Source organism: Aliiroseovarius sp. (assembly GCF_030148435.1).
Taxonomy (GTDB): domain Bacteria; phylum Pseudomonadota; class Alphaproteobacteria; order Rhodobacterales; family Rhodobacteraceae; genus JASBTN01.
In genome coordinates this window covers 1-9452 of sequence record NZ_JASBTN010000037.1, presented here as the reverse complement: position 1 = coordinate 9452, position 9452 = coordinate 1, and the positions used below count along the sequence as shown (strand labels likewise).

At 62.7% G+C, this 9452-nt stretch carries 7 protein-coding genes; 6 read left to right on the top strand and 1 reads right to left on the bottom strand.

Features of this window, described 5'->3' with window-relative positions; translation table 11 throughout:
• Positions 1–3706, top strand: a 3706-nt coding sequence (rpoC, locus tag Q1V43_RS06355; protein WP_300515407.1) for a DNA-directed RNA polymerase subunit beta', incomplete at its 5' end; no start/stop codon positions are given.
• A 149-nt stretch (positions 3707–3855) separates the two neighbouring features.
• Here the strand turns inward: rpoC and Q1V43_RS06350 are convergent.
• A complete protein-coding gene (locus Q1V43_RS06350; protein ID WP_300515403.1) occupies positions 3856–4935 on the bottom strand; it encodes a hypothetical protein in 1080 nt (359 codons plus the stop codon).
• Between the two features lie 87 nt (positions 4936–5022).
• Here Q1V43_RS06350 and Q1V43_RS06345 point away from each other — a divergent pair, with 87 nt between their 5' ends.
• The 5 genes from Q1V43_RS06345 to Q1V43_RS06325 form a co-directional block, all read left to right on the top strand.
• Positions 5023–5928 carry a DMT family transporter gene (locus Q1V43_RS06345; RefSeq protein WP_300515400.1) on the top strand — a complete coding sequence of 302 codons (906 nt, stop codon included), beginning with the start codon at positions 5023–5025 and terminating at the stop codon, positions 5926–5928.
• 336 nt (positions 5929–6264) lie between these two features.
• Positions 6265–6636, top strand: a complete 372-nt coding sequence (gene rpsL / locus Q1V43_RS06340; protein WP_222492150.1) for a 30S ribosomal protein S12 — start codon at positions 6265–6267, stop codon at positions 6634–6636.
• A 12-nt stretch (positions 6637–6648) separates the two neighbouring features.
• The gene (gene rpsG, locus Q1V43_RS06335) at positions 6649–7119 is read left to right on the top strand and encodes a 30S ribosomal protein S7 (protein WP_300515396.1); all 471 of its coding nucleotides are present in this window, start codon (positions 6649–6651) and stop codon (positions 7117–7119) included.
• An 18-nt stretch (positions 7120–7137) separates the two neighbouring features.
• Positions 7138–9255 (top strand): elongation factor G, encoded by a 2118-nt coding sequence (gene fusA, locus Q1V43_RS06330; protein ID WP_300515394.1) that lies wholly within the window; start codon positions 7138–7140, stop codon positions 9253–9255.
• A 56-nt stretch (positions 9256–9311) separates the two neighbouring features.
• A partial coding sequence (locus Q1V43_RS06325) for a GTP-binding protein (protein ID WP_287473517.1) occupies positions 9312–9452 on the top strand: 141 nt, incomplete at its 3' end.

Genomic DNA, 9452 nt, shown 5'->3' with positions numbered 1-9452 from the left:
CGGGGCCGAAGCGATCCGCGAAATGCTGCAGGCCATCGACCTGGAGCAGGAAGCCGCGACGCTGCGCGAGGACCTGAAAGAGGCCACCGGTGAGCTCAAGCCCAAGAAGATCATCAAACGTCTGAAGATCGTCGAGAGCTTTCTGGAATCGGGTAACCGCCCGGAATGGATGATCCTGACCGTGATCCCGGTCATCCCGCCGGAACTGCGCCCGCTGGTGCCGCTGGATGGGGGCCGGTTCGCGACCTCGGACCTCAACGACCTCTACCGGCGCGTGATCAACCGGAACAACCGCCTCAAGCGTCTGATCGAACTGCGCGCGCCCGACATCATCGTGCGCAACGAAAAGCGCATGCTGCAGGAATCGGTCGATGCCCTGTTCGACAACGGCCGCCGCGGCCGCGTGATCACCGGCGCCAACAAGCGTCCGCTGAAATCGCTGTCGGACATGCTGAAAGGCAAGCAGGGCCGCTTCCGTCAGAACCTTCTGGGCAAGCGCGTCGATTTCTCGGGCCGTTCGGTCATCGTGACCGGGCCGGAGCTGAAGCTGCACCAATGCGGTCTGCCGAAGAAGATGGCCCTGGAACTGTTCAAGCCCTTCATCTACTCGCGGCTGGAGGCCAAGGGCCTGTCCAGCACCGTGAAACAGGCGAAGAAGCTGGTGGAAAAGGAGCGTCCGGAAGTCTGGGACATCCTCGACGAGGTTATCCGCGAACACCCGGTGATGCTGAACCGCGCACCGACGCTGCACCGTCTGGGCATCCAGGCCTTTGAACCGGTGCTGATCGAAGGCAAGGCGATCCAGCTGCACCCGCTCGTGTGTTCGGCCTTCAACGCCGACTTCGACGGCGACCAGATGGCCGTTCACGTGCCGCTGTCGCTGGAAGCCCAGCTGGAAGCGCGCGTGTTGATGATGTCGACCAACAACGTGCTGTCGCCTGCGAACGGCGCGCCGATCATCGTGCCCTCGCAGGACATGATCCTTGGTCTCTACTACATCACCATGGAACGCGAAGGCATGGTCTTTGCCGATGTCGACGAGGTGCAGCACGCGCTGGACTCGGGCGAAGTGCACCTGCATGCCAAGGTCCAGGCCCGCATCAAGCAGATCGACGAGGAAGGCAACGAGGTCTATCAACGCTTCGACACCACCCCCGGCCGGATCCGCCTGGGCGCGCTTCTGCCGATGAATGCCAAGGCGCCGTTCGACCTGGTCAACCGCCTTCTGCGCAAGAAGGAAGTGCAGCAGGTCATCGACACCGTCTACCGCTACTGCGGTCAGAAGGAGAGCGTCATCTTCTGTGACCAGATCATGTCGATGGGCTTCAGGGAGGCCTTCAGGGCCGGCATCTCCTTCGGCAAGGATGACATGGTCATCCCGGACGAGAAATGGACCATCGTCGATGGCGTGCGCGAGCAGGTCAAAGAGTACGAACAGCAGTACATGGACGGCCTGATCACCACCGGCGAGAAGTACAACAAGGTGGTCGATGCCTGGTCGAAATGTTCGGACCAGGTGGCGGATGCGATGATGGGCGAGATTTCTGCCATGCGCAAAGACGACACCGGTGCGGAGATGGAGCCCAACTCGGTCTACATGATGTCGCACTCCGGTGCGCGTGGTTCGCCGGCGCAGATGAAGCAGCTGGGCGGGATGCGCGGCCTGATGGCCAAGCCGTCGGGCGAGATCATCGAGACGCCGATCATCTCGAACTTCAAGGAAGGCCTGACCGTGCTCGAGTACTTCAACTCGACCCACGGTGCCCGTAAGGGTCTGGCCGATACCGCGCTGAAGACCGCGAACTCGGGCTACCTGACCCGCCGTCTGGTCGACGTGGCGCAGGACTGCATCGTGCGCGAGCGTGACTGCGGCACCGAAAACTCGATCACGGCCGAAGCCGCCGTGAACGACGGTGAAGTCGTTGCCTCGCTGGCCGAGCGAATCCTGGGTCGCGTGGCCGCCGAAGAGGTGGTGGATCCCGCTACCGGCGAAGTCATCGTCGCCAAGAACGAGCTGATCGACGAACGCAAGGCCGATGCGGTGGAAACTGCCGGTCTGGCCACGATCCGCATGCGCAGCCCGCTGACCTGTGAGGCCGACGAGGGCGTTTGTGCCGCCTGCTACGGCCGCGACCTGGCCCGCGGTACGCAGGTGAACGTCGGCGAAGCCGTCGGCATCATCGCGGCGCAGTCGATCGGTGAGCCCGGCACGCAGCTGACGATGCGGACCTTCCACATCGGCGGCATCGCCCAGGGTGGTCAGCAGTCGTTCCAGGAGGCGGCTCAGGAAGGCCGCGTGGAATTCCGCAATGCTTCGCTTCTGGAAGACCGCAATGGCGACCAGGTGGTCATGGGCCGCAACATGGTCCTGGCGATCATGGACGACAACGGCGAAGAGCGTTCGGCCTACAAGGTCGGCTACGGCTCGAAGGTGCATGTCAAGGATGGCGCCGACATCGGCCGCGGCGACAAGCTGTTCGAATGGGATCCCTATACCCTGCCGATCATCGCCGAAAAGACCGCGACCACCAAGTTCGTCGACCTGGTCTCGGGCATCTCGGTGCGCGACGAGACCGACGATGCGACCGGCATGACCCAGAAGATCGTGACCGACTGGCGTTCGGCGCCGAAGGGCAACGAGCTGAAGCCCGAAGTGATCCTGGTTGGCGAGGACGGCGAACCGGTCCGCAACGATGCGGGCAACCCTGTGACCTATCCGATGTCGGTGGACGCCATTCTGTCGGTCGAAGAAGGGCAGGCGGTGAAAGCCGGTGACGTTGTCGCGCGTATCCCGCGTGAAGGCGCCAAGACCAAGGACATCACCGGTGGTCTGCCGCGTGTGGCCGAACTGTTCGAAGCCCGCCGTCCGAAGGATCACGCGATCATCGCCGAAATCGATGGTTACGTGCGTTTCGGCCGCGACTACAAGAACAAGCGCCGCATCGCGATCGAACCTGCGGATGAAAGCCTGGAAAACGTCGAATACATGGTGCCCAAGGGCAAGCACATCCCGGTGGCCGAAGGCGACTTCGTTCAGAAGGGCGACTACATCATGGACGGCAACCCCGCGCCGCATGACATCCTGTCCATCATGGGTGTCGAGGCGCTGGCCGATTACATGATCGACGAGGTCCAGGACGTCTATCGTCTGCAGGGCGTTAAGATCAACGACAAGCACATCGAGGTGATCGTTCGCCAGATGCTGCAAAAGTGGGAGATCCAGGATTCGGGCGAGACCACGCTGCTCAAGGGCGAGCATGTGGACAAGGCCGAGTTCGACACCGCGAACGAGAAGGCTGCAAGCGAAGGCCGTCGTCTGGCCTCGGGCGAGCCGATCCTCCTGGGGATCACCAAGGCGTCGCTGCAGACCCGCAGCTTCATCTCGGCGGCCTCGTTCCAGGAGACCACCCGCGTGCTGACCGAAGCCTCGGTTCAGGGCAAGCGCGACAAGCTGGTCGGCCTGAAGGAGAACGTGATCGTCGGTCGCCTGATCCCCGCCGGGACCGGCGGCGCCACCCAGCGCGTGCGCGCCATTGCGCAGAAGCGCGACAATGTGGTGATCGAACAGGCCCGCGCCGAAGCCGAAGCCGCCGCCGCCCTGGCCGCGCCGACGGAAACGGCCAATGACGTGTTCGGCGACAACGTCGCCGAGGACGATCTCGGCCTGGTCGACACGCCGGAAATGACCGGTGACGAACAGCCCTGATCCGGCTCTGACACAAGATGGGACAAGCCCCGCCGAAAGGCGGGGCTTTTCCTTTGCGGACCGCCCTGCCTGCGCAGGCGAAGATGACCGTCCCGGGCCAACTGCCCGAAAACGGGAATGGCGGTTATACAGCCAAACGGCACAATCCCCTAAGCGCGCAAAAGATGGCGCAGCGCGCGGCTGATCCAGGTTGACGCGCCAAGCGTCCTGCGGGCCAGCGCCTGTTCCACCCTTGCGGCCAGCTGGGCACGCCGGTCCTGGTCCACCGGGCACAGTTCGGTGATTGACGGGCGCCATTTCTCTTCGGTTTCCTCGGTCGAGACGAGGCGGTAGTCCACGTCGTGAAAGGCGATGCCGTGATCGGCCCGCAGCCAGCGGAGGTCCAGCGACCGGCGCTGGATCAGCCGGTCGGCCCTTTCGGTCAGGCGGGGGCGGGCAAAGCCCGGCACGCTTCGGTCCAGTCGAAGCATGCTTTCGTACAGCGGCTGCCAGGCGGTGCGGCGTTCGGCGCCGTCCAGCCCCTCGACCCGATCGACATAGCCCTCAAGCACGGCCATCGCCTCGGCCGACAGGCTGCTGTTCAGCTCGCGGTCGGGCCGCGCGCGGATCTGGTCCAGCACCTCGGGCGTGTAGCGGGTGGCGAAATCCTGGGCGACGTCACCGCCGATCAACTCCGCCCGGTCGAAGATGTGCAGCCTGAGCGGTCCGGGGCCGAAGCGCGACCAGGCGGAGATCACGGGCATATAGGGGCGCGGATGCAGAAAGGCACGGTTCCCGGCGGCCTTCAGCCCCTGCTGATAGGAGCTCAGGAACCGGGATTGCGGGCTGCGCAGGTAGGCGACCACTGTGATCCTGTCAAAGACCTTGCCCAGTTGCTCGGTCATCCTCTCCATCTGCCAGCGGCGTTGGAGCTGAAAGAAGCCCTCACCGCTCAGCACAACCCTGGCGGGGTTGAACTTCGCGATCTGCGCCTGCACGGCCCGCCACATGTGTCCAGACTGGCCCATGACATCGCCACCGGGCCAATGGGGCAGAAAGGCGACGTCGCCCGTCACCAGCTCGGTGTCGATCAGGGCGGGCACAAGCGCGGTGTGACGGTCGCTTTCCCTGTTCAGAAAGGGATACAGCACCCCTTTGGCGGCCAGTTCATGGCGCTGGCGCAGATACCCGCGCTGCAATGCGGTCGTGCCGGTCTTGGGGTGCCCGATATGCAGGATCAACTCGGTCATATCGGTGGTTTATCGCAGAGGGGTGAACGCCCCATGAACATTGCATGGCCCATTGCAATTTTCACCGATCCCGCCGATGACTTCCCGATGAGTTCCGATCTCAGCCAGTCGAACATGCGCGCCGCCGCGCTGATGACCGCCTCGATGGCGGGCTATACGTTCAACGATACCGCCATCAAGCTGCTGGCCGGCGATGTGCCGCTGTTCCAGGCGGTGTTTCTGCGCGGGGTCTTTGCCTCGATCTTCATCTACCTTCTGGCCCGGCATTTGGGGGCGCTGAAATTCGATCTTCCGAGACGGGACTGGGGGCTGGTCGTTCTGCGCACCCTTGCGGAGCTGGCGGCGACCTACCTTTTCCTGACCGCGCTGTTCAACATGCCGATCGCCAATGTCACCGCGATCCTGCAGGCGCTGCCCCTGACCGTGGCGCTGGCGGCCGCGGTTTTCCTGCAAGAACCCCTGGGCTGGCGCCGGTTGGGGGCGATCCTGACCGGCTTTGCCGGGGTCATGCTGATCGTGCAGCCGGGCGGGGACGGGTTTTCGGTCTGGAGCCTTTACGCGCTGGGCGCGGTTGGCTGCATCACCCTGCGAGATCTGGCCGCCCGGAGCCTCAGCCGCAGCACGCCGACCCTGACCGTTTCGCTGGTCGCGTCTGTCGCGATCTGCCTCGGGGCCGGAGCCGCGTCGATCACCGAGACCTGGGCGCCGATCGGGTTTCGCGAATTCTTTCTGCTGTTTCTGGCGGCCTGTTTCATCCTGATGGGCTATCTGGCCTCGGTTGCCGTGATGCGGGTGGGAGAGATCGGCTTTGTGGCCCCCTTCCGCTACACCGGCCTGCTCTGGGCGCTGATCCTGGGCTGGCTGGTGTTCGGAGACTGGCCGGATGCCCTGACGCTGACCGGTGCGGGGATCGTGGTGGCAATGGGGCTGTTTACCCTGTTTCGCGAGCGTCAGCTGGCGCAGCGGCGCAGGAAGGCCAAACGGACCGCCTAGTTTCGAACCTCCGATACCGCCGACGGGAACCGGTCGCGGGCGCGATCTCGGCACCATGACGGCAAGAGGTAGCGGTTCGGGTATGGCTGTTGACTCATGGTCGCAAAGCCCGTATAGCGCGCCCATCCAGCCGGGTGTATTCCCGGCCTGCCAGAATTGAGGGATCAAGGTCGGGGCTACTTCGAAGCGCTGATCCTCTGTGAACCAACCGCGTCGTTTGCCTCGGAATGGAAACGGTCGCGGATTTTTGCTTTGCGGACGCGCAAGGTGAAGGAAATGAAACCGCGCGGGGACACCCACGCAGACACATGTGTTGAGAAACGGGAAAAGAAACTAATGCCCACCATTCAGCAGCTGATCCGCAAGCCGCGTCAGCCCAAAGTGAAACGCTCCAAGTCGCAGCACCTGGAGAATTGCCCCCAGAAGCGCGGCGTTTGCACCCGCGTCTACACCACCACGCCGAAGAAGCCGAACTCGGCCATGCGTAAAGTGGCCAAGGTCCGCCTGACCAACGGTTACGAGGTGATTTCGTACATCCCCGGTGAAAGCCACAACCTGCAGGAGCACTCGGTGGTCCTGATCCGTGGCGGCCGTGTGAAAGACCTTCCGGGTGTCCGCTACCACATCCTGCGCGGTGTTCTGGATACCCAGGGCGTCAAAGACCGTAAGCAGCGTCGTTCGAAATACGGCGCCAAGCGCCCCAAGTAAGAGGATACCGATATGTCCCGTCGTCACGCTGCCGAGAAGCGCGAAATCCTGCCCGACGCCAAATATGGCGATCGCGTGCTGAGCAAATTCATGAACAACCTGATGATCGACGGCAAGAAGTCGGTCGCGGAAAAGATCGTCTACAACGCCCTGGATCGCATCGAAAGCAAGATCAAGCGCGCGCCGGTCGAGGTGTTCCACGAAGCGCTCGACAACATCAAACCCTCGGTCGAGGTCCGCTCGCGCCGTGTGGGTGGTGCCACCTACCAGGTTCCCGTCGAAGTGCGCCCCGAGCGCCGCGAAGCCCTGGCCATCCGCTGGCTGATCACCGCCTCGCGCGGTCGCAACGAGAACACCATGGAAGAGCGCCTGGCAGGTGAGCTTCTGGATGCCGTTCAGTCGCGCGGCACCGCGGTGAAGAAACGCGAAGACACCCACAAGATGGCCGAGGCGAACAAAGCCTTCAGCCATTATCGCTGGTAAGCTAGAGGACTTAGACCAATGGCACGCGAATATCCGCTGGAACTCTACCGTAACTTCGGCATCATGGCTCACATCGATGCCGGCAAGACCACCTGTTCGGAGCGTATCCTGTACTACACCGGCAAGTCCCACAACATTGGTGAGGTGCACGATGGTGCGGCCACCATGGACTGGATGGAGCAGGAGCAGGAACGCGGCATCACCATCACCTCGGCTGCGACCACCACCTTCTGGGAACGCACCGAAGACGGTGAAACCGCCCAGACGCCGAAGCACCGGATGAACATCATCGATACCCCCGGCCACGTTGACTTCACCATCGAAGTCGAACGTTCGCTGGCCGTGCTCGACGGTGCCGTCTGTGTGCTGGACGCCAACGCCGGTGTCGAGCCGCAGACCGAAACCGTGTGGCGTCAGGCTGACCGCTACAAGGTTCCGCGCATGGTGTTCGTCAACAAGATGGACAAGATCGGTGCCGACTTCTTCAACTGTGTCAACATGATCGAAGACCGCACCGGCGCCCGCGCCGTGCCGGTTGGCATTCCGATCGGTGCCGAAACCGAGCTGGAAGGTCTGATCGACCTGGTGAACATGGAAGAATGGCTGTGGCAGGGTGAAGACCTTGGCGCGTCCTGGGTTCGGGTTCCGATCCGCGAAAGCCTTCAGGACATGGCCAACGAGTGGCGCGAGAAGATGATCGAAGCCGCCGTCGAACAAGACGACGACGCGATGGAAGCCTACCTGGAAGGCAACGAGCCCGACGTGGCCACCCTGCGCGCCCTGCTGCGCAAGGGCACCCTGGCTCTGGACTTCGTTCCGGTTCTGGGTGGTTCGGCCTTCAAGAACAAAGGTGTGCAGCCGCTGCTGAACGCCGTGATCGACTACCTGCCCAGCCCGCTGGACGTTGTCGATTACATGGGCTTCAAACCCGGCGACGAAGACGAAGTTCGCAACATCGCCCGCCGCGCGGACGACGAAATGGCCTTCTCGGCGCTGGCGTTCAAGATCATGAACGACCCGTTCGTCGGCTCGCTGACCTTTACCCGCATCTACTCGGGCACGCTCAGCAAAGGTGACACCCTTCTGAACTCGACCAAGGGCAAGAAAGAGCGCGTCGGTCGTATGATGATGATGCACTCCAACGATCGTGAGGAAATCACCGAAGCGTTCGCGGGCGACATCATCGCGCTGGCCGGTCTGAAGGACACCACCACCGGGGACACGCTGTGCTCCACCGGCGACCCGGTTGTTCTGGAAACCATGACCTTCCCCGATCCGGTGATCGAGATCGCGGTCGAGCCCAAGACCAAGGCCGACCAGGAGAAGATGTCGCAGGGTCTGGGCCGCCTGGCCGCCGAAGACCCGTCCTTCCGCGTCGAAACCGACCTCGAGTCGGGTCAGACCATCATGAAGGGCATGGGCGAACTTCACCTGGACATCCTGGTTGACCGTCTGAAGCGTGAATTCAAGGTCGAGGCCAACATCGGTGCGCCGCAGGTGGCCTATCGCGAGACCATCTCGAAGGCGATTGAACACACCTACACCCACAAGAAACAGTCGGGTGGTTCGGGTCAGTACGCCGAAGTCAAGATGGAGATCATGCCGACCGAAGCTGGCGAAGGCTACTCGTTCGAGAGCCGCATCGTCGGTGGTGCCGTGCCCAAGGAATACATCCCGGGCGTTGAAAAAGGCATCAACTCGGTCATGGATTCGGGCCCTCTGGCCGGCTTCCCCGTGATCGACTTCAAGGTCGCCCTGGTCGACGGCAAGTTCCACGACGTGGACTCCAGCGTCCTGGCCTTCGAAATCGCGGCACGTATGTGCATGCGTGAAGGCATGCGGCTGGCTGGTGCCAAGCTGTTGGAACCGATCATGAAGGTCGAAGTGATCACGCCTGAGGACTACACCGGTGGCATCATCGGCGATCTGACCTCACGTCGCGGTCAGGTTTCGGGTCAAGAGCCGCGCGGCAATGCCATCGCGATCGACGCGAACGTGCCGCTGGCCAACATGTTCGGCTACATCAACACCCTGCGCTCGAGGTCCTCGGGCCGCGCGCAGTTCACGATGCAGTTCTCGCATTACGACCCGGTTCCGCAGAACCTTTCGGAAGAAATCCAGGCCAAATACGCCTGATCGAAATTTCCGGGCGGGGGCGGCCCCGCCCGGGCAGAAAATAAAAGGAGGCCATCATGGCTAAGGAAAAGTTTGAACGCGGCAAACCGCACTGCAACATCGGCACCATTGGTCACGTCGACCACGGCAAGACCACTCTGACGGCTGCGATCACCAAGTATTTCGGTGATTTCAAGGCCTATGACCAGATTGATGGC